Origin of the sequence: Pseudomonas sp. B21-021 (assembly GCF_024749205.1) — a bacterium.
GTDB lineage: Bacteria > Pseudomonadota > Gammaproteobacteria > Pseudomonadales > Pseudomonadaceae > Aquipseudomonas > Aquipseudomonas paraglycinae.
In genome coordinates, this window is sequence record NZ_CP087192.1 from 6,136,399 (window position 1) to 6,155,198 (window position 18,800).

Annotated in this window: 17 protein-coding genes; 4 read left to right on the top strand and 13 right to left on the bottom strand. The window is 59.6% G+C overall.

The annotated features are described in order from the left end of the window. Entirely contained in the window at positions 1-633 is a 633-nt protein-coding gene (locus LOY31_RS27705; protein ID WP_007953495.1) for a 2OG-Fe(II) oxygenase, read from the bottom strand. 108 nt (positions 634-741) lie between these two features. On the opposite strand from LOY31_RS27705, the gene LOY31_RS27710 reads away from it, so the two are divergent. Continuing rightward, positions 742-1,494, top strand: coding sequence for a DUF2059 domain-containing protein (locus LOY31_RS27710; protein ID WP_007953496.1), 753 nt, complete (start codon positions 742-744; stop codon positions 1,492-1,494). A 60-nt stretch (positions 1,495-1,554) separates the two neighbouring features. Here LOY31_RS27710 and LOY31_RS27715 read toward each other — a convergent pair whose 3' ends face one another. Further along, positions 1,555-2,328 (bottom strand): transposase, encoded by a 774-nt coding sequence (locus LOY31_RS27715; RefSeq protein WP_258712555.1) that lies wholly within the window; start codon positions 2,326-2,328, stop codon positions 1,555-1,557. 232 nt (positions 2,329-2,560) lie between these two features. Beyond that, the gene (locus LOY31_RS27720) at positions 2,561-3,514 is read right to left on the bottom strand and encodes an alpha/beta hydrolase (protein WP_258712556.1); all 954 of its coding nucleotides are present in this window, start codon (positions 3,512-3,514) and stop codon (positions 2,561-2,563) included. A gap of 97 nt (positions 3,515-3,611) precedes the next feature. Here LOY31_RS27720 and LOY31_RS27725 point away from each other — a divergent pair, with 97 nt between their 5' ends. After that, on the top strand, positions 3,612-4,187 hold the full coding sequence (locus LOY31_RS27725) for a DUF6436 domain-containing protein (protein WP_085605962.1): 576 nt from the start codon (positions 3,612-3,614) through the stop codon (positions 4,185-4,187). A gap of 68 nt (positions 4,188-4,255) precedes the next feature. Here LOY31_RS27725 and LOY31_RS27730 read toward each other — a convergent pair whose 3' ends face one another. From LOY31_RS27730 to LOY31_RS27740, 3 genes are all read right to left on the bottom strand, one after another. Next, a complete protein-coding gene (locus LOY31_RS27730; RefSeq protein WP_084776922.1) occupies positions 4,256-4,507 on the bottom strand; it encodes a bacteriocin immunity protein in 252 nt (83 codons plus the stop codon). A 64-nt stretch (positions 4,508-4,571) separates the two neighbouring features. After that, on the bottom strand, positions 4,572-4,823 hold the full coding sequence (locus LOY31_RS27735; RefSeq protein ID WP_085605966.1) for a bacteriocin immunity protein: 252 nt from the start codon (positions 4,821-4,823) through the stop codon (positions 4,572-4,574). Then, positions 4,816-7,209, bottom strand: coding sequence for an S-type pyocin domain-containing protein (locus LOY31_RS27740; RefSeq protein WP_258712557.1), 2,394 nt, complete (start codon positions 7,207-7,209; stop codon positions 4,816-4,818). The genes LOY31_RS27735 and LOY31_RS27740 overlap by 8 nt, the downstream gene beginning before the upstream one ends. Before the next feature lie 254 nt (positions 7,210-7,463). Here LOY31_RS27740 and LOY31_RS27745 point away from each other — a divergent pair, with 254 nt between their 5' ends. Continuing rightward, entirely contained in the window at positions 7,464-9,875 is a 2,412-nt protein-coding gene (locus tag LOY31_RS27745) for a penicillin acylase family protein (protein ID WP_258712558.1), read from the top strand. A gap of 7 nt (positions 9,876-9,882) precedes the next feature. Here LOY31_RS27745 and LOY31_RS27750 read toward each other — a convergent pair whose 3' ends face one another. After that, complete coding sequence (locus tag LOY31_RS27750; protein ID WP_258712559.1) at positions 9,883-10,848, bottom strand: GlxA family transcriptional regulator; 966 nt, start codon at positions 10,846-10,848, stop codon at positions 9,883-9,885. 190 nt (positions 10,849-11,038) lie between these two features. Here LOY31_RS27750 and LOY31_RS27755 point away from each other — a divergent pair, with 190 nt between their 5' ends. Further along, a complete protein-coding gene (locus tag LOY31_RS27755) occupies positions 11,039-11,680 on the top strand; it encodes an HD domain-containing protein (RefSeq protein WP_258712562.1) in 642 nt (213 codons plus the stop codon). Between the two features lie 156 nt (positions 11,681-11,836). On the opposite strand, the gene LOY31_RS27760 is transcribed toward LOY31_RS27755, so the two are convergent. From LOY31_RS27760 to LOY31_RS27785, 6 genes are all read right to left on the bottom strand, one after another. Further along, positions 11,837-12,727 carry an ABC transporter permease subunit gene (locus LOY31_RS27760; RefSeq protein WP_007953503.1) on the bottom strand — a complete coding sequence of 297 codons (891 nt, stop codon included), beginning with the start codon at positions 12,725-12,727 and terminating at the stop codon, positions 11,837-11,839. Continuing rightward, positions 12,724-13,605 carry an ABC transporter permease subunit gene (locus LOY31_RS27765; RefSeq protein ID WP_238553816.1) on the bottom strand — a complete coding sequence of 294 codons (882 nt, stop codon included), beginning with the start codon at positions 13,603-13,605 and terminating at the stop codon, positions 12,724-12,726. Before LOY31_RS27765 ends, LOY31_RS27760 begins: the two co-directional genes overlap by 4 nt. 35 nt (positions 13,606-13,640) lie before the next feature. Further along, positions 13,641-14,783, bottom strand: a complete 1,143-nt coding sequence (locus LOY31_RS27770) for an ABC transporter ATP-binding protein (RefSeq protein WP_007953506.1) — start codon at positions 14,781-14,783, stop codon at positions 13,641-13,643. Positions 14,784-14,856: 73 nt separating this feature from the next. Then, positions 14,857-15,954, bottom strand: a complete 1,098-nt coding sequence (locus LOY31_RS27775) for a polyamine ABC transporter substrate-binding protein (RefSeq protein ID WP_041475453.1) — start codon at positions 15,952-15,954, stop codon at positions 14,857-14,859. A 187-nt stretch (positions 15,955-16,141) separates the two neighbouring features. Beyond that, positions 16,142-17,254: a polyamine ABC transporter substrate-binding protein gene (locus LOY31_RS27780; protein ID WP_258712564.1), complete on the bottom strand. Its 1,113-nt coding sequence runs from the start codon at positions 17,252-17,254 to the stop codon at positions 16,142-16,144. A 172-nt stretch (positions 17,255-17,426) separates the two neighbouring features. After that, complete coding sequence (locus LOY31_RS27785) at positions 17,427-18,791, bottom strand: aspartate aminotransferase family protein (RefSeq protein WP_007953512.1); 1,365 nt, start codon at positions 18,789-18,791, stop codon at positions 17,427-17,429. Between the last annotated feature and the right edge of the window lie 9 nt (positions 18,792-18,800).

Genomic DNA, 18,800 nt, shown 5'->3' on the forward strand with positions numbered 1-18,800 from the left:
TCAGAACGGCTCGTTGCCACGGCGGCGGAACCAGCCTGTCAGCGACAGCCGCTCGCGACTGGCTGGCAACACTTCGTGAGGGACTTCGCCGGAGAGAAACACCACCAGACAACCGCCCGTAGGCTGTACGTCATGAACGCGGTCATTCTCCAGGTACATGCGCAGCTGCCCGCCATCCTCCGGCAGCCAGCCGTCATTGAGGTAGATCACCGCCGAGACCATGCGCCGGTCATCGTCGCGGAAACGGTCGACATGCTTGCGGTAGAACGCACCCGGTGGGTAAAGGGCGAAATGGCATTCGAAGTCTTCCAGCCCGAGGAACAGGCCCCGGTTGAGCGCTTCGCGCAGGCTGTCCATCAGGTTCAGGTAGCGGTCACTGGCTTCGGCCTGACCAGGGTCGATCCATTGGATATGGTCGCCGCGAATCCCCTCGCGGATCTCCGAAAACGGGCCACGTCCGACCCCCGCCGGCGCCAGTTCACCTTCGGCGTCACGTTTGCGGCACTCGGCCGCCAGTGCGCGGGTCAAATCCGCAGGCAGGAAAATGTTCTGCTGCGACCAGCCGCGCTCGGCCAGGTCGTCGACGATACGTAACAGCAGCGGGTGATCAGAGGATATTTGCATGGCGCGCATAGTATGCCTGCGGCAAGAAATCCGACAGAGCCACGCGGCGGCTTGATACGAATTCTCGACAAGTACTGGCACCGCACGGAGAATAGTCGGCTGCCGACAGGAGTCCTTATGCGCCGTTTGCTTTTTTCACTGTTGATGTTCTGCGTTTTGCCCGCCTGGGCGGACGGCCACGACCAGTTGTACAAGGTCGCCGGCTGGCCAGAACAACGCGCGCATTTCAACGACGCCCTGAGTGCCGCGCAGCAGCGTTACCAGAACAGCCTGCCGCCGGCGGTGTTTCAGGCGCTGGTGAACAACAGCAATCAGCGCTTCGCCCCCCAGGCCGTGGATCAACGCGCCGAAGCACAGCTGCGCAAGAACCTCGCCGACCCGAAACCGGCCCTGTCATTCTTTCAGTCACCGCTGGGCAAGAAGATCGTCGCCGCCGAACTGCTGGCGACCCGTCGCGATCAATTGGCAAAAAACGCCAAGGGCCTGCCGAAGATGCCGGCCAGCGACAGTCGTTTGCTGATCATTGGTCACCTCGCCCAAGCCTTGCCCGCCCGTGAAGCCGGTGCCGAAGTCAGCCTGGCGATTGCCGGCGTGGCGGCGGACAGCCTGAGCTCGATGATCCCCGGCCTGCTCGGCGGCGGTCAGGCCCAGGGCATGTTGAATGGTCAACGCCAGCGTCTGATGGATCAGATCGGTGCCGATCTGAACAACACGCTGCTGTACGTCTATCGCGACCTGTCGGATGAAGAACTGGAAGAGTTCGCGACCTTTGCCGAATCCACCGAAGGCAAGGCCTACTATCAGGCCGCACTGGCAGCAATCCGCGCCGGGCTGGCCGTGGGCCAGAGCACCTCGAACCTGAATCAATAAATCTCTGCTGCCTGACCGACCGCCTTCGCGAGCAAGCTCGCTCCCACAAAGGATTGCGATCTATTGTGGGAGACGCCGTAATTCCCCGTCACCTTTTTTGCTCAAGTGGCGAGGACTGTGTTTCTTGCCTGAGTCCTTTGCCTTCAAATCCATTCCCAGAAAGGCGATGAACGCATCGGCGCTGGCGAACTCACCTCGCATATACGTAGTTGCCAAGCCCGTTGCCGTGAGTTCACCAATCCCTTCAATAGCTTTGCAGCGTCTGATGTTTTCGCTAATGCCGGCCTCTTGGCTGACTTTGCGAAGTAATTCCTGAATGGCCTGATCAAGCTGTTTGAAATGCTCCAACCCATGGGCCAAAAGATCTTCAAGAAGAGGTTCGTTTGACCAGCTCAGCATGATACTGACTCGGGCCTTCATCAGCTGCGCACGCTTGTTAAGCAGACTTTTCAACACCGTGTAGTGCCGTGGTGGTGGGCTCCAGACCCGCAGCCGGTGCTGTTCACTGGTTAGATAACGCGCCAGAAGACGTGCATCACAAGGGTCGGTTTTTGCACGCTGACCGATGCTTTCGCGGTAATGGCTCACCCGGTAAGGGTCCACGACGTAAACCCGATGCCCCATACCATGGGCCAGTTCGGCCGTGTCCAGGTGGTAGAGATTAGTGGCTTCCAGGGCGATCGAGCTTTGTGCGGGCAGGGTCTTCAGCCAACGACCTACAGACGTGCGGTCGTTGTTGATGACCTGGATAATTTTCAGATCTTCGCGGTAAACGACGATTTCGGCCTTGGCCACATCGACACCAATCACCGTTGGCGAGGTAAGGATTGTCATGACGAATCCTCGGAGCTAGGGTTTAAGAGCTTGTCGGGGTCTACCGTAGCGCTGGCTTGCCTCTATCGTCGGTTTTACCGATGAATTCCTTATCGGCGCTTTAGGTAGAAAGGGCGGGACGAGAAGTCTCCCACGGTCCGTACTGGCTAGAGTCGGAATCGAGCTTTTAGTCCCGCCCACCCCTTCAAGTCTAAACATACAAGCGAGCTTGCTCGCGAAGGGGCCCTCAGGATCACGAGTGATTCCGGCCCTTGATCCGTTTGCTCAAGAACTCGAAATATTCCTCGCGCATTTCCGCCGTCTCGTTGGCCAGGTGATGCCGTGCCTCGGCCAGCAACAGAATCTGCGGCCGGTCGAACTTCCATTTCATCACTTGCAGGTTGTGCTGCCAGTCCACGGTCATGTCCGCCTGGCCCTGAACGATCAGCGGCCGACGCGGACTTTTTTTCGCGTATTCCACCCGGTTGATCCAGCGCGACAACGCCCCGACCCACGCGGTCGGCAAGCGTTTTGGCTGCAACGGATCGGCCTGCAGGAACGGCAGGAAATCCGGGTCGTTGGAGTTCTCGCTGAAGCGCCGGGCGATGCCCCTGACAAAGGGCCGCAACAGGTAATAACTGAACTGCGACCAGCCCCAGGCACGCGGACGCACCAGCGGCGCCAACAGAATCAACTGTCCCTGGGCCGGACTGTTTTCACCATGATTGAGCACGTGATCGACAATGATCGCGCCTCCGGTACTTTGCCCGCACAGGTGCCACGGCTGCGGCAGGGCAATCGAACGCGCCTCGGCAAACAGGCCTTGCAGCGCATCCTGATATTCGGAGAAATCGCGGATACTCGCCCGCTCGCCACTGGACAGACCATGCCCCGGCAGATCGCAGGCAATCACCGCGAAGCCCTGATCCAGCGCCCACTCGATCACATGCCGGTACAGGCCGGTGTGGTCATAAAAGCCGTGCACCAGAAACAGCGTGGCCTTGGCCGTTTCCGCGGGCCACCAGCAATGGCTGACCAGTTGATAGCCATCGATGTCGAACCGGCCCATGCCGCGCCACACATCGCGTTCCGGAAAGTCGGTCTTGTAGAACCGCTGATACGCCTTCGCCTCCTCGGACAACGGCTGCCACTCGGCCAAAGGCTTGAGGCTCGCACGCAGATGATCGGGATCGAAGGCAACAGACATGGGCAATTCCAGAACGGTAAACGGACTTTATCGGCCTGCGATATTCATCTGTCGCGGCAAGCATGGCAAGCTAGCGCGCCTCTGAGGAATCAAAACCATGCGTTCGCCCCACCGCACCGCACTGTTTGCCAGCCTGCTCGCCATCGTGTGTGCCGGCGTGCTGTGGGCCGCGTACGACTGGTTTCAGGGCCGCTACCTGCGGGCTTTCAGCGAACACACCGCGGTGTTCTCCGGCGACCCGTTGCGCCTGCCCGACGACCTCGCCGGCCCCGGCAATATCCGTCTGGTGCACTTCTGGGATCCCGCCTGCCCATGCAACGTCGGCAACCAACAGCACCTGACCGAGATGGTCGAACAGTTCGGCCCCAGGGGCGTGGAATTCTTCGCGGTGCAGAAGGCCGGCAGCCACGGCCAGTTGCCCGCCACCCTCAGCAATCTCAAAACCATCGCGGTGCTGCCCGGCTCCGAACAGATTCCCGCGAGCCCGGCCGTGGCGATCTGGGACCGCAGCGGCAAACTGGCGTACTTCGGCCCGTACAGCGAAGGCCTGACGTGCAACTCCAGCAACAGTTTTATCGAACCGATCCTGCAAGCGTTGAGTGATGATCGCCCGGTCAATGCGACTCATACGTTGGCGGTGGGTTGCTACTGCCCGTGGGTTGGTGGGGAGTGAACGGCTTCGGGCTGACATATAGAAATTGCATCAATCAAAGACGTTAGAAGCATATTGACAGTAAAAGACTAAACCGCCTTGAATCCGGGCTTGTTATTAGCAGCGCGCCATTCTTTAACCTCCTTTACAATCCCTTCAGGACTATCATCCCTATCATCTCTTGGGTAGTAGATCAGATCCGAGCCGTCCGGATGCTCTGTTAACCGCCTGAATTCCAATACCAGTTTTACATCTTCCTCCTCTGTTCGAGCACTAGCATCACAAATTGAAATTACAAAATCCAAGAACTCTCTTTCCGTATAGTCCGAAATATTTAACAAGCCACACCACCCTGTAAAAATGCCCCTGACAAAATTGCCAGGGGCACAACCACATTTATGAATATCAAACCTCTTTAAAACCAGACTTTCCGTTGACTGCACGCCACGCTTTGACCTCTGCAACTACAGCTGCCGGTCCACTTTTTCCTGGCTCTGGATAAAAAATCAGATCCGATCCAGATGGATGCTCACTCAAGGCCTTGAACTCAAAAACGGCATCGATGTGTTCCTCTTCACTTTCATAGTCGTTGTCATAAATTCTCGTAACAAACTTCAGAAAATCCGACTCTGACATTTCGCTAATTAACTTAATCATTATCTGACCCTCTATGCATACCAATATGTCTCTTTGGAGTCATTGCGACTATGTTATCAACCTCATAAACCCCGCCACCTTCAGAAATATATTTCCTGTGATGCAACTCAATCTTCACACGCTTCCCAACTTGCTCACTCTCTTTAACAAAAGGCGATTGGCCGTCTTTCATACTAGCTAGCGCGCTGCGATCAAACTGAGCCGCCAACTCCGGATCCCCAGCCACCGCCTTCCAAAACGCCTCTCGAAACGCCCGAAAATTCTTGAACTCCCGCCCTCGCAACTGATCGGCAATCTGCGCCGGCACCGGCGCGCCTTCGCCCTGCGATGCGCTCCCGAGCCAGTTGCCCGATACCGCCTGCCCCACACCTGACGCGACGCCCGGATCCTCCCGCCGATCCCGAAACATCGTGTAGTTGGATGGCAGCCCGGAGTCCTGCGGGAACACCAGCACATAGTCATCGAATCCGGCTTCGAAAACGCCCGGGAACGAATCGAGGCGTCCCTCGACCGGAACCACTGTTGCCCCAGTATAGGCAGGCACATCCGGTTGCCCGTACGGTGAGGTCGTCGAGCTGTTTCCCGGATTGACGATCGGGGTCCACGTCAGGGTGCGTGGCGGAACATCGGTGGTGGTCGCGGTGTAGACGTTGCGTTCGGCGTCGTAGGAGGCTGCCACTACCCTGACCGCCGACGGAATATTCCGCCCATCAGTCTTGACGACAAAAACCTCTGACTGCCCGCTCGCGTCGGTCTTTGAACTGACACGGAAAGGCAGATCAACCGTCCCGCCAGCCGCCGCGATGGCGTGCAGATCGGGTGCGAAATCTGGTGCGAGGTCCGACAGCGGCGTGCTGAACGCGTAACGGTCAGGCAATTCGCCGTTGCCCAGTTTCGACGAGTAGACCAACGCTGAAACACCGACGACCGCGCCAGCCCCGACACTGGCCGCAAGGCTGCCTAACCCCGCGATGGCGCTGCGAACGGCCGCTTGCAGACTGGCCGAAGCGGCCTCGACAACCGCCACGGCTCCGGCTGATGTCATGAACAACGGCCCTGTAGCCGAAGCGGCACCTGGCGCGCGGAAGGTATGGGCGTTGCGAATGGCCTCTGCCGCTATGCGCGCTTGTTCCTCGGCAAGGCGCCTTGCCTCTGCTTCGGCGGCAATACGAGCTTGCTCCCGAATACGTGCCTGCTCCGCGGCAACACGCCTGGCTTCAGCCTGCGCGGCAATACGCGCCTGTTCCTGCAGGCGCCGGGCTTCCTGCTCCCGGGCAACGCGTATCTGCTCCTGCAACCGCTCCGCCTCCTGGGCGCGGGCGATCAGAGCGGCAAATGCGCCCGCCGCCCCTGCCATATGCCGGGCGTTTTCCGAATGCAGGAGTGACGCGTGATAGTCCTGCCAGCGCTTGCCCAGTTCGGTCGTGGCCTGCAAGTCCACCAGGTTTTTCAGCGCCTCGAGCTCAGGCTTGCTCAACGGGGCGTTGATCCCCGGATTTGCGATTGCATAGGGCCGGACAGCTGCTTGCTCAACAGCACGAATATTGTCCGCTGCGATTTTATAATTTGTGAGTGTTTGAGAGAGACTGCCTCCGGTTGAGCCCGCTGCAGCGGCGATTCTTTCAACCAGAAAACCCGGCAGGAAATGCAGGCGGATATTCGTTTCCAGATTCACCACGGATAGCCTTTCGGCAGAAAGAATCTGCTGGGCGTCCCTCGTGGTTGGCGTCGCGGCCTCAACCTGGGCTCTTCTTGTGGCCAACTCCGGAAGTTGATTGGCGATGATAGCCATCACCCACGAAAGGCGCCGGAGCTCCATTGCCGAGCGATAGGCCCTGTCGATGGCCGCATAAGCGACGGAAACATCCGGAACCGGCAATGCCAGACTGTCTCTTATCTTCTTGAAGGACAAATCCTTCATCAGGAAAAATGGATTATGTCCATACAGCGAGTAAGCGGTCTCGGTATGAGCCCGATACTCCAACAACTTTGAATGAATAACCTGAATGGTTACTTCTTGATCGGCCTTGACCTTTTGCGACGAAGAAAGTCCAGCACTGGCTGCTTGCCTGGCCTGCTCTACTTCATTGTTTGATGCCGCGCCGATATTGCTGAATACTCCAGCGTACTCAAGATCAATATATGCCTGAGCATTCTGTTGTTCCTGCATCAAATCATTCCAGATAAATGGAGTTAACGGATCAAGTTTTCCAGACCCTTGACCTGTTCCTCTATGCGGTCCTTCATTCAAACCCCAACTTCCCGAGAAAAACCCACCCTGCCCCAATCGAGACGGAGCCCTGTCCCGAACCGGTATGGGGGCCAGTTCATATCTGCCTGGCCCGGTTTGTCTGTGAGGTCCAAGATAATTTTCAATATCACTCATACGACTTCTCCATGTCAGTTATTCCATGTATTGAATTCGCGAACTTTGTTTTCGCCCTCTGCTTTTTCTCGAGGTCTTTTATAGGCCCGCCCCGTTAAACGCAGCAACAACAAACTTGTAGTGCACTTCCCGAAAACCTGAAGGAAACTTCCTATTCAAGAAATACTGTGTTATGAAATCCCGGTTGCGATCCTCAAATAGATCAGCACCATCAATGCCTTCATATAAATAGAACGACAGGGAGCAGATTTTTCATGAAAAAAGGCCTGACCGTACTTGCGTTGCTGATCGTCATTTCCGCCATCGGGGTCGGCGGTTACCTCTACAGCAAGCAACCGACGCGTCAGGGCCAGGTGGAACTGCGCAACCTGCAAGGCTCGGTGACCGTGCGTTACGACGAGCGCGGCGTGCCGCACATCCGGGCCGAAAACGAGGCCGACCTCTATCGTGCCCTTGGCTACGTGCACGCCCAGGATCGCCTGTTTCAGATGGAAGCCATGCGCCGTCTGGCCCGGGGCGAACTGGCCGAAGTGCTCGGGCCGAAACTGCTCGACACCGACAAACTGTTCCGCAGCCTGCGCATTCGCGAGCGTGCCGCCAGTTACGTGGCCGGCCTCGACAAGCAGTCACCGGCGTGGAAGGCCCTGCAAGCCTATCTGGACGGCATCAATCAATATCAGGACTCGCACGCCGCCCCGGTGGAGTTCGACGTGCTGGGCATCCCCAAGCGGCCGTTCACCGCCGAAGACAGCATCAGCGTCGCCGGCTACATGGCCTACAGCTTCGCCGCCGCGTTTCGCACCGAACCGCTGCTGACCTACGTGCGCGATCAACTGGGCGCCGATTACCTCAACGTCTTCGACCTCGACTGGCAGCCCAAGGGCGTGCTCGCCAAGGGCCACGCCGGCACCGCACCGGCCCTCGCCGCCGAAGACTGGAAAGACCTGAACACCCTCGCCCGCGTCAGCGAACAGGCGCTGATCGACAACGGTCTGCCGCAGTTCGAAGGCAGCAACGCCTGGGTGATCGCCGGCAGCCACAGCAAGAGCGCCAAGCCTTTGCTGGCGGGCGATCCGCACATTCGTTTTTCGGTGCCGTCGGTGTGGTACGAGGCGCAGTTGTCGGCGCCGGGGTTTGAACTCTACGGACATCATCAGGCGCTGGTGCCGTTTGCGTTTCTCGGCCACAACCTGGATTTCGGCTGGAGCCTGACCATGTTCCAGAACGATGACCTCGACCTGATCGCCGAGAAGGTCAATCCGGACAACCCGGATCAGGTCTGGTATCGCGGCGAGTGGACCGACATGGTCAAGACCGAGCAGCAGATCGCCGTGAAAGGCCAGACCCCGGTGACCATCACTCTGCGTCAGTCGCCCCACGGGCCGATCGTCAACGACGCCCTCGGCAGCGCCGCCGGGAAAACCCCGATTGCGATGTGGTGGGCGTTCCTCGAAACACCGAATCCGATCCTCGAAGGTTTCTACCAGCTCAACCGCGCCGACACCCTGGCCAAAGCCCGTGCCGCTGCCGCGAAGGTGCAGGCGCCGGGGCTGAACATCGTCTACGCCAACGCCAAGGGCGATATCGCGTGGTGGGCCTCGGCGCTATTGCCCAAGCGACCGGCCGGGGTGAAGCCTGGCTTCATTCTCGACGGCAGCGGCAATCAGGCGGACAAGGACGGTTACTTCCCGTTCAGCGCCAACCCGCAGGAAGAGAACCCGGCGCGCGGCTATATCGTCTCGGCCAACTTCCAGCCCGTGTCACCGACCGGCATGGAGATCCCCGGCTACTACAACCTCGCCGACCGTGGCCAGCAGCTCAACCGCCAGCTCGCCGACAAGAACGTGAAGTGGGACAACGAGGCCAACCAGAAGCTGCAACTGGGCACCGCCACCGGTTACGGGCCGCGCCTGCTGGCGCCGTTGCTGCCGGTATTGCGTGAAGTGGTGAATGATCCGGCGCAGATGAAACTGGTCGAGCAACTGGCCCAGTGGCAAGGCGACTATCCGCTGGATTCCGTCAGTGCGACGGTGTTCAACCAGTTCCTCTATGACCTGGCCGACGCGGCAATGCGCGATGAGCTGGGCAATGATTTCTTCGAAACCCTGCTGTCGACCCGAGTGATCGATGCAGCCCTGCCTAGGCTCGCGGCGAATGCCGATTCACCGTGGTGGGACAACCGCAGCACGCCGAACAAGGAGACCCGCGCCGACACCGTGCGCGCCGCGTGGCAGGCGAGCATGGCGCACCTGAAGTCGACCCTCGGCGACGACGCTTCCGGCTGGCAATGGGGCAAGGCGCACACCCTGACCCATGGTCATCCGCTGGGTCAGCAGAAACCGCTGGATCGCATTTTCAACGTCGGCCCGTTCGCCGCACCGGGCTCCCATGAAGTGCCGAACAACCTCTCGGCGAAGATCGGCCCCGCGCCGTGGCCGGTGACCTACGGCCCGTCGACCCGGCGGCTCGTGGACTTCGCCGACCCGGCTCACAGCCTGACCATCAACCCGGTCGGCCAGAGCGGCGTGCCGTTCGACAGCCACTATGACGATCAGGCGGAAGCGTATGTGGACGGGATGTATGTGCAGGCGCATTTCAGTGAGGAAGAGGTGACGGCAAATACGCGCAGTACGCTGAAACTGTTACCGGCGCGAGCGGCGCAATAAGCGCCGCTCAAACCAACGCCGCAAAATTCAACCGAAACTGCTGCGGCGTCACCCCCAGCCGCCGGTTGAACACGCTGCGCATATGTTGCGCATCACGAAACCCGCACTGATACGCCACCGTCTTCAGCGGCGCCGTGGTGCTTTCGAGCATCACCCGCGCCGCATCCACCCGCGCCCGTTCGACGAACTCCGCCGGGGTGACTTTCGCTTCGCGAGCAAACACCCGGGAGAAATTCCGCGCACTCATGTTCGCGGCATTCGCCAGATCAGCGATGGTCAGGTCGCCCGTGAGATTGGCCAGCACATACAACTGCACCATCGCCACCGCCGACGTCGGTTCGGCGTGGGGCGTAAGGAACGGGCTGAACTGCGACTGCCCGCCCGAGCGCTGGGTGAACACCACCAGTCGCTTGGCCACACTCAGCGCGACCTCGGCCCCGTAATCACGCGCCAACAGGTACAGCGACAGATCGATCCCCGCCGTCACCCCCGCCGAGGTGTAGAGCTGGCCATCCTCGACGTACAACCGATCAGCCTCGACCCGGCTCGACGAGCACAACTGCGCCAGCGCTTCGGCGTCGTTCCAGTGGGTGGTGACCGTGCGCCCGTCCAGCAACCCGGCACGGGCGAGCATGAACGCGCCGTTGCAGATCGAGCCGAATCGCCGCGCCCGTCCACAGGCCTCACGCAACCAGGCATCGAACGTGCTGCCGAAGTCCAGAAACGGCAACTGCGGCCCACCCGCCACCAGCAGTAAATCGTAAACCTGCGACGCTTCGCTGAAATGCCGATGCGCACTCAGGGTCAGCCCGTTGGAGCACGCCATCGATCCGCGCTCGACGCCGATCACGTCGAGCCGGTAATGATCCTCCGGCGCCAGGAAGCGGTTGGCCTCTGCGAACACGTCCATCGGCCCGCTGACGTCCAGCGCCTGCACGCCGGGGAACACCACGATGGCAACGGTTCTGTTCATGGCAATCTCGGCTCCCGGGGAATGGCGGATCAGCGCCAACCCTAGCCAATCCTCGCCGCAGAAGCGAGCTGGCACGATTTGCAGGTGGAATGGCAAGGATCGCAGCCATGGATCGATTGTCCGGTTTAGCCCCCGAGAACAGACTTTCCCCATCAGCGCCGTGACGGCGTTTTCGACGAGGAAGCTCAACATGACCACGACCATCGCCGGTATCCAGATCCCCGACAGCGCCCTCGCCCGGGCCACCACCGAATACATCCGCGACATCGAATCCGACCTGCTTTACCACCACTCGCGCCGGGTGTTTCTGTTCGGCGCCTTGAGCGGTGAGCGCCAGCAACTGGCCTACGATCCGGAGCTGCTGTACGTCGGCGCGATGTTCCACGACCTAGGTCTGGTCGAAGGGCATCGCAGCGATGACGAGCGCTTCGAAGTCGATGGCGCCAACGCAGCCGCCGCGTTTCTAAAACCGTACGGGTTGAGTGACGACGACATCGAGCAGGTCTGGCTGTCGATCGCCCTGCACACCACGCCGGGGGTGCCGAAGCATCTGCGCCCGACCGTGGCGCTGGTGACCGCAGGCGTCGAAATGGATGTGCTGGGCATGGACTACGCGGCGTTCACCACGGTGCAGCGCGAAGCCGTGGTGCATGCGCATCCACGGGGCGAAGGCTTCAAGGAGTGCATCATCTGCGCGTTCGCCGATGGCTTGCGTCATCGTCCGCAGACCACGTTCGGCAATGTGAAGACCGATGTGCTGAAGGATCAGGCGCCGGGGTTCAAGCCGATGAACTTCGTTGAAGTCATCCGCAATTCACCTTGGACTGCCTAAAACTAAATGTGGGAGCGGGCTTGCTCCGGGCGGCGATCCGACGAAGAGGCCGTATCAGTCACTGAATACGTCGACTGATACACCGCTTTCGCGAGCAAGCCCGCTCCCACATTTTGAATTGGGTTGGCCTTGAGACAAGAGCCAACCCTATATTACTTAAGCCGCTTCCGGCGTCGGCGCCCGGCGCACGTCCGGTTGCTTCCACGAATCGGCAGCGCCTTCTTCGATGGCCTGCTGAATCGCTTTCTTGCGGGCTTCTTCGGCACGGCGGCTGAAGAACCAGACCAGGAAGGTCACCAGCGACACCGCCAGCAGAATCAGGCTGGCCACGGCGTTGATTTCAGGCTTCACGCCCAGACGCACGGCCGAGAACACTTCCATCGGCAGGGTCGTCGAACCCGGGCCGGAGACGAAGCTCGCCAATACCAGGTCGTCCAGCGACAGCGCGAACGACATCATGCCGCCCGCCGCCAGCGACGGCGCGATCATCGGGATGGTGATCAGAAAGAACACCTTCCACGGACGCGCACCGAGGTCCATCGCCGCTTCTTCGATCGACAGGTCCAGCTCACGCAGACGCGCCGACACCACCACCGCCACATACGCCGCACAGAATGTGGTGTGGGCGATCCAGATGGTGACGATGCCGCGCTCCTGTGGCCAGCCGATCATCTGCGCCATCGCCACGAACAGCAGCAACAGCGACAGACCGGTGATCACCTCAGGCATGACCAGCGGCGCGGTAACCAGACCGCCGAACAGCGTGCGGCCCTTGAAGCGGGTGATGCGGGTCAGCACGAAGGCTGCCAGCGTACCCAGCGCCACGGCGGCAATCGCGGTGTAGCAGGCGATTTCCAGCGAGCGCACCACCGAGCCCATCAGTTGCGAGTTGTCGAGCAGGCCGACGTACCACTTCACCGACCAGCCGCCCCACACCGTCACCAGTTTCGAGGCGTTGAACGAGTAGATCACCAGGATCAGCATCGGCAGGTAGATGAACAACAGACCGAGCACCAGCATCAGGCTGGAGAAACGGAAGCGCTTCATTCTTTACCCTCCATTTCCTTGGCCTGACTGCGGTTGAACAGGATGATCGGCACGATCAGGATCGCCAGCATCACCACCGCCAGAGCGGACGCCACCGGCCAGTCACGGTTGTTGAAGAACTCTTGCCAGAGCACTTTACCGATCATCAGGGTTTCCGGACCGCCCAGCAGTTCCGGGATCACGAACTCGCCCACCACCGGAATGAACACCAGCATGCAGCCGGCGATGATGCCGTTCTTGGACAGCGGCACGGTGATTTTCCAGAAGCTGTTGAAGGTGCTCGAACCCAGGTCGGAAGCAGCCTCCAGCAGGCTGGTGTCGTGCTTCACCAGGTTGGCGTACAGCGGCAGGATCATGAACGGCAGGTACGAGTAGACGACGCCGATGTACACCGCGAGGTTGGTGTTGAGGATCTGCAGCGGCTCGTCGATCAAGCCCATGCTCATCAGGAAACCGTTGAGCAGGCCGTTGTTGCTGAGGATGCCCATCCACGCATAGACGCGGATCAGGATCGCGGTCCAGGTCGGCATCATGATCAGCAGCACCAGCACCGTCTGCATCTCTTTGCGGGCGCTGGCGATGGCGTAGGCCATCGGATAACCGATCAACAGGCACAGCAGCGTGCTGAAAAATGCCATCTTCAGCGAGCCGAGGTAGGCGGCGATGTACAGCTCGTCGTCGCCGAGCATCGCGTAGTTGCCCAGGTTCAGCAGCAGTTGCAGCTTTTGCTCGGCGTAGGTGTAGATCTCGGTGTACGGCGGAATGGCCACGTCCGCTTCGGCGAAGCTGATCTTCAGGACGATGAAGAACGGCAGCATGAAGAACAGGAACAGCCAGATGAACGGGACCCCGATGACCAGCTGACGGCCACCGGGAATTATTCGATTGAGCCGGCGTTTGAATTTGCGCATGTTCATGAGCGAAGTACCACGCCGCTGTCGTCTTCCCACCACACGTAGACCTGATCGCCCCAGGTCGGACGTGCGCCACGGCGCTCGGCGTTGGCCACGAACGACTGCACCAGCTTGCCGCTCGGCAATTCGACGTAGAACACCGAATGGCCGCCGAGGTAGGCGATGTCATGCACCTTGCCGCTCGACCAGTTGTATTCGCAGGTCGGCTGGTCGGCGGTGACCAGCAGTTTTTCCGGACGGATCGCGTAGGTCACGGACTTGTCCTGCACCGAGGTGCTGATGCCGTGGCCGACGTAGATCTGCCGGTCGAGGTCCTTGCAGGTAATGGTCGCGTGACCTTCGGCGTCGTCGATCACTTCGCCTTCGAAGATGTTCACGTTACCGATGAATTCGCAGACCAGACGGCTGGTCGGGGTTTCGTAGATGTCGATCGGGCTGCCGATCTGGGCGATCCAGCCCAGGTGCATGATCGCGATGCGCTCGGCCATGGTCATGGCCTCTTCCTGATCGTGGGTCACCATCACGCAGGTCACACCCACGCGCTCGATGATTTCCACCAGTTCCAGCTGCATCTGCGAACGCAGTTTCTTGTCCAGTGCGCCCATCGGCTCGTCGAGCAGCAGCAGTTTCGGCCGTTTGGCCAGCGAACGTGCCAGCGCCACACGCTGACGCTGACCGCCAGACAGTTGATGCGGCTTGCGCTTGGCGTACTGGCTCATCTGCACCAGCTTGAGCATCTCGGCCACGCGGGCGTCGATCTCGGCCTTGGGAATCTTGTCCTGTTGCAGGCCGAACGCGATGTTCTGCGCCACGGTCATGTGCGGGAACAGGGCGTAGGACTGGAACATCATGTTGATCGGTCGCTCGTACGGCGGCATGTCGGTGATGTCGACGCCGTCGAGGAAAATGCGCCCCTCCGTGGGCCGTTCGAACCCTGCCAGCATCCGCAGCAGAGTGGATTTGCCCGATCCCGAACCGCCGAGCAGGGCGAAGATCTCGCCCTTCTTGATTTCCAGGGACACATCGTCCACGGCAACCGTCTCGTCGAACTTCTTCGTGACCCGGTCGATTTTGACCAGCACCTGTTTCGGTGTCTGGTCGCCCTCGAGGGCTTTCTTATAGGCGCCGGAGGCAACTGCCATTTACAAAACTCCCAGAAAAAAAGAGTGCAGTTCGCCCACGCAAGACGAACCCAGGATAGTTTGTACGTTGAAGCTATTTACCCGACTTGACCTTGGTCCAGCTGCGGGTCATCAAACGCTGAATGTTCGGCGGCAACTCGATCGACACGTAGGTCTTGTCGAGCACGGCCTGCGGTGGATAAACCGACTCGTCGGTGCGGATGGACTGCTCCATCAGCTTGTCCGAACCCGGGTTGGGGTTGGCGTAACCGACGTAATCACTGACCTGGGCGATCACCTCAGGTTTCAGCAAATAGTTGATGAAGGCGTGGGCCTCTTTGACGTTGGCCGAATCCTTCGGAATCGCCAGCATGTCGAACCACAGCGCGCCGCCCTCTTTCGGGATCGAGTAGGCGATGTTCACGCCCTTCTTGGCTTCTTCGGCGCGATTCTTGGCCTGGAAGATGTCGCCGGAGAAACCGATGGCCACGCAGATGTCGCCGTTGGCCAGATCGCCGATGTATTTCGAGGAATGGAAGTAGGTCACGTACGGACGCACCGCCAGCAGTTTGGCCGTGGCCTTCTCGTAATCCTTGGGATTGGTGCTGTTGGCGTTCAGGCCCATGTAGTTGAGCACGGTCGGCATCATTTCATCGGCCGAATCGAGGAACGCCACGCCGCAGCTGTGCAGCTTCTTGATGTTCTCCGGCTCGAACAGCACGCTCCAGGAATCGATCTTGTCGACGCCGAGCACGGCCTTCACTTTATCGACGTTGTAGCCGATGCCGTTGGTGCCCCACAGGTACGGCACGGCGTACAGGTTGCCCGGATCGTTCTGTTCCAGGCGCTTGAGCAGCACCGGATCGAGGTTGGAATAGTTCGGCAGTTGCGCCTTGTCGAGCTTCTGGAACGCGCCCGCCTTGATCTGCTTGCCGAGGAAGTGGTTCGACGGCACGACCACGTCGTAACCGGTACGCCCGGCGAGCAGTTTGCCTTCCAGGGTTTCGTTGGAATCGAACACGTCGTAGACCGGTTTGATCCCGGTTTCTTTCTGGAAATCGGCCAGGGTGGTCTCGCCGATGTAATCCGACCAGTTATAAATATGCACAGTACCGGCGGCTTGGGCACCGACAGCGAACGTCAGGCCGGCAGCGGCCAGCAGGGCATTGCGCAAAGAAGAAAAAATAGGCAAGTGGAGGTCCTCTAATTTAGTTGGGCCCAAGTTGCCCCGTGCTGCATGACAGTCACGGTTGCCCGGCAACAAAACCGGCGCGCAACTTACCTTCGAAAAACCGTTCCAGCAAAACTTTCTGTCATTTAATTGCACCACTGGCCGCCCAGATGAAGGCGACGGCCAGCGGTGACTGCTTCAAACCGGCTTATTTACCGGATTTGATCTTGGTCCAGCTGCGAGTGATCAGGCGCAGGGTAGGTGCGTCCAGATCGCTGATCGCATAGAGCTGCTTCTTCACTTCAGCCGAAGGGTAGATGCTCGGATCACTGGTGATTTCCTTGTCCACCAGCGGCGTGGCCGCCTTGTTGCCGTTCGGGAAACGCACGGCGTTGGTGATTTCGGCCATCACTTTCGGCTCGAGCAGGTAGTTCATGAACTTGTAGGCGGCTTCGACGTTTTCGGCATCCTTGGGAATGGCGACCATGTCGTAGAAAGTACCGGCACCTTCTTTCGGAATGGTGTAGGCCAGTTTGACCTTGTCACCGGCTTCCTTGGCGCGGGTCTTGGATTGTTCCAGGTCACCCGAGTAACCGACCGCCACGCAGATGTTGCCGTTGGCCAGGTCCGAGATGTACTTCGAGGAATGGAAGTAGGCAACCGAAGGACGCACTTTGAGGAACAGGTCCTCGGCGGCTTTCAGGTCAGCCTTGTCTTTGCTGTTGGTCGGTTTGCCCAGGTAGTGCAAAGCCGCCGGAATCATTTCGGTCGGCGCGTCGAGGAAGCTCACGCCGCAGCTTTTCAGCTTCTCGATGTTTTCAGGCTTGAACACGATGTCCCAGGAATCGATCTTGTCGATGCCCAGCGCAGCCTTGACCTTTTCCGGGTTGTAGCCGATGCCGATCGAACCCCACATGTACGGGAACGCGTGCTTGTTGCCCGGGTCGCTGGCGTCGCCAACGGCTTTGAGCAGGTCTTCGTCGAGGTTCTTCCAGTTTGTCAGTTTGGACTTGTCCAGTTCCTGATAAACGCCGGCCTTGATCTGCTTGGCCAGGAAGTTGTTGGAAGGCACCACGATGTCGTAACCGGATTTGCCGGCCAGCAGCTTCGCTTCCAGGGTTTCGTTGCTGTCGAAAACGTCATAGACGACCTTGATGCCCGTCTCTTTTTCGAAATTGGCAACCGTGTCCGGCGCGATGTAGTCGGACCAGTTGTAAACGTGCAACACCTTGTCGTCCGCCTGAACCGCACCCGCCATCACGCCCATCAGGGACATGGCGAGCAGAGTCTTGCCAGCGAGCTTTTTGCCTAATGCCTTCATGCGTTAATGCTCCAAATTTTTCTTTTTTGAACCACTTTGTTCAGCGGCCGAACCCGGACAACTGGAACCGCGGCTAGTCTGGCAAGATCCGAGGCGGTCTTTCAAGAAAAGACCAGCCTTTCTGACAGCTCCGAGCGACAGCGCAACAGCTCCATCGCTCAGAGCCTAGCACTTAGCCCTGCAACGCACTCAGGGTCAGGTCCAGGCACTTGCGTGCCTTTGTTACCAGCTCGTCGATCTCCGCCTTGCTGATCACCAGCGGCGGCGCGATGATCATGGTGTCGCCCACGGCGCGCATGATCAGCCCGTTGTCGAAGCAGAACTGGCGGCAGATCATGCCCACACCCTTGCCTTCGTAACGCTTGCGAGTGGCCTTGTCCTGCACCAGCTCGATGGCCCCCAGCAGACCGACTCCGCGCACTTCACCCACCAACGGGTGATCGTTCAGTTCGCGCAGACGTTTCTGCAAATACGGTGCCGTTTCTTCATGGGCGCGATCGATGATTTTCTCTTCGCGCAGAATCCGGATGTTTTCCAGACCCACCGCCGCCGCCACCGGGTGACCGGAGTAGGTGAAGCCGTGGTTGAAATCGCCGCCCTCGTTGAGCACCGCCACCACTTCGTCACGCACGATCAGGCCACCCATCGGGATGTAGCCGGACGTCAGGCCTTTGGCGATGGTCATCATGTGTGGCTTGAGGTCGTAGAAATCGCTGCCGAACCATTGGCCGGTACGGCCGAAACCGCAGATCACTTCATCGGCCACGAACAGGATGTCGTACTTGGCGAGGATTTCCTTGATGCGCGGCCAGTAGGTGTCTGGCGGAATGATCACGCCGCCGGCGCCCTGGATCGGCTCGGCAATAAAAGCACCGACGTTGTCCACGCCGACTTCCAGAATCTTTTCTTCCAGCTGATTGGCCGCCCAGATCCCGAACTCTTCCGGAGTCATGTCGCCGCCTTCGGCGAACCAGTACGGCTGGGCGATGTGGACGATGCCCGGAATCGGCAGGTCGCCCTGTTCGTGCATGTAGGTCATGCCGCCCAGGCTTGCGCCGGCCACGGTGGAACCGTGATAACCGTTCTTGCGGCTGATGATGACTTTCTTGTTCGGCTGGCCCTTGATCGCCCAGTAGTGGCGAACCATGCGCAGCATGGTGTCGTTGCCTTCGGAGCCGGAACCGGTGAAGAACACGTGGTTCATGCCTTGCGGCGCCACGTCGGCGATCGCCTTGGCCAGTTCCAGTGCAGGCGGGTGAGCGGTCTGGAAGAACAGGTTGTAGTAAGGCAGTTCGCGCATTTGTTTGGCGGCCGCATCGGCCAGCTCATCGCGCCCATAACCGATCGCCACACACCACAGACCCGCCATGCCATCGAGGATCTTGTTGCCCTCGCTGTCCCACAGGTACACGCCCTTGGCGTTGGTGATGATCCGTGGACCCTTTTCTTTCAGCTGCTTGAAGTCGCTGAACGGGGCCAGGTGGTGATCGCTGCTGAGGGCTTGCCACTCACGGGTTTGCGGGTTGTTGCTGGTCATGCCAATTCT

Coding starts and splice junctions, on each gene's coding strand:
- LOY31_RS27745 (WP_258712558.1), top strand. CDS start 7,464: ATGAAAAAAGGCCTGACCGTACTTGCGTTGCTGATCGTCATTTCCGCC.
- LOY31_RS27755 (WP_258712562.1), top strand. CDS start 11,039: ATGACCACGACCATCGCCGGTATCCAGATCCCCGACAGCGCCCTCGCC.
- LOY31_RS27720 (WP_258712556.1), bottom strand. CDS start 3,514: ATGTCTGTTGCCTTCGATCCCGATCATCTGCGTGCGAGCCTCAAGCCT.
- LOY31_RS27710 (WP_007953496.1), top strand. CDS start 742: ATGCGCCGTTTGCTTTTTTCACTGTTGATGTTCTGCGTTTTGCCCGCC.
- LOY31_RS27770 (WP_007953506.1), bottom strand. CDS start 14,783: ATGGCAGTTGCCTCCGGCGCCTATAAGAAAGCCCTCGAGGGCGACCAG.
- LOY31_RS27735 (WP_085605966.1), bottom strand. CDS start 4,823: ATGATTAAGTTAATTAGCGAAATGTCAGAGTCGGATTTTCTGAAGTTT.
- LOY31_RS27785 (WP_007953512.1), bottom strand. CDS start 18,791: ATGACCAGCAACAACCCGCAAACCCGTGAGTGGCAAGCCCTCAGCAGC.
- LOY31_RS27740 (WP_258712557.1), bottom strand. CDS start 7,209: ATGAGTGATATTGAAAATTATCTTGGACCTCACAGACAAACCGGGCCA.
- LOY31_RS27750 (WP_258712559.1), bottom strand. CDS start 10,848: ATGAACAGAACCGTTGCCATCGTGGTGTTCCCCGGCGTGCAGGCGCTG.
- LOY31_RS27760 (WP_007953503.1), bottom strand. CDS start 12,727: ATGAAGCGCTTCCGTTTCTCCAGCCTGATGCTGGTGCTCGGTCTGTTG.
- LOY31_RS27705 (WP_007953495.1), bottom strand. CDS start 633: ATGCGCGCCATGCAAATATCCTCTGATCACCCGCTGCTGTTACGTATC.
- LOY31_RS27725 (WP_085605962.1), top strand. CDS start 3,612: ATGCGTTCGCCCCACCGCACCGCACTGTTTGCCAGCCTGCTCGCCATC.
- LOY31_RS27780 (WP_258712564.1), bottom strand. CDS start 17,254: ATGAAGGCATTAGGCAAAAAGCTCGCTGGCAAGACTCTGCTCGCCATG.
- LOY31_RS27715 (WP_258712555.1), bottom strand. CDS start 2,328: ATGACAATCCTTACCTCGCCAACGGTGATTGGTGTCGATGTGGCCAAG.